General features: G+C 63.3%; 1 pseudogene. It reads right to left on the bottom strand.

The annotated features are described in order from the left end of the window. Positions 1-12 precede the first annotated feature (12 nt). Positions 13-1,299, bottom strand: a pseudogene (locus YO9_RS17735) (IS3 family transposase). Positions 1,300-1,353 lie beyond the last annotated feature (54 nt).

Here is a 1,353-nt window from a genome sequence, read left to right as displayed (position 1 = left end):
GGTTCTCGGCCGCTACTTTGTGGGTTCGGGCTCTCGGGCGAGGGCCTGATAGTGGAGCGTTTCGAACTCTACCGGGGTGAGCATCCCGAGGGTGCCGTGGAGGCGGCGGTTGTTGTACCACTCGACCCATCCAGCGGTCGCGTACTCAACGTCTGCGAGAGTCCGGTAGGGACCGGGGTGGAAGACCGTGGTTCGGATGCACTCGGTCTTGAACAACCCGTTGATGGTCTCCATGAGGGCGTTATCGTAGGCATCGCCAACCGATCCGACCGAAGGATTGATGCCCTCGAGTGCGAGGTGCTCGCTCAGCCGCACGGATGTGTATTGCGACCCGGCATCGCTGTGGTGAATCAGCTCACCAGTGGCCACGGGGTGGTTCTCGCGGTCTCGCTGCCACAGTCCCATCCGCAGCGGTGTCATCACCAGGTCCACGTTCTTACAGGTCGCGGCATGCCAGCCCACGATCTTCTGGGCGAAGACATCGACGATGAACGCGACATAGGCGAACCCTGCCCAGGTTCGGACATAGGTGAAATCGGTGACCCACACCCGGTTCGGGGCGGGGGCGGTGAAATCGCGATTGAGCAGGTCACCAGCCCGGGTCCCATCCGCGGCCGAGATCGTGGTGCGCAGCTTCTTAGCCCGGACCACCCCCTGCAGACCCAGAGTGCGCATCGCCCGGTCCACTGCGCCCCGAGAGGCGGCGGCGAATCCGGGTTGGCGGCGGAGAAGGCAGAGCATCTTCCGTCGCCCATACAGGCCCTCCGGGGTCATCCGGGGCGCCCCGTGAGCTGATCAATGCCCAGACGAGATCGCGGATCTTATCCTCGACCAGAGCATCGGTGACAGTCCTGACAGCTATACGGGCAGGTTTTTTCCAGGACCGGTAGGTACGTGCAGCGATCTGCAGGCCCTGCTGGGCCAGGACTCTCAGGATCGACTCGACTGCAAATCCCTCGGCTCTCATCTGGTCGATGAACGCGAGGATCAGCGGTTGCGGGGGTCGAGCTCCCCCGCGAAGAAAATCGAGGCCCGGCGGAGGATCTCGTTGTCCTCCCGTAGCCGACGGTTCTCAGCTTTCAATCGTTTCACCTCAGCGGATTCCTCGCTGGTCACACCGGGCCGGGACCCGTCATCGATCTCAGCCTGGGCAAGCCACCGCCTCACCGACTCTTTGGACACACCTTCCTGGCGGGCAACAGCGATCACGGCTGCGGTCTGGGTGGGGTACTCCTGCTGGTGCTCACGCACCAAACGCACGCACCTCGCGCGCAACTGGGGATCGATCCTCTTCGGCATACTGTCCATCCTTCCGGACTCAAACAGTAGCGGCATCAAACCCGGGCCGGTTCA

This window comes from Kocuria atrinae C3-8, assembly GCF_000286355.1.
Classification (GTDB): Bacteria; Actinomycetota; Actinomycetes; order Actinomycetales; family Micrococcaceae; genus Kocuria; species Kocuria atrinae_A.
The sequence above is the reverse complement of the archived record's forward strand: the minus strand, read 5'-3'. Positions and strand labels throughout refer to the sequence as shown.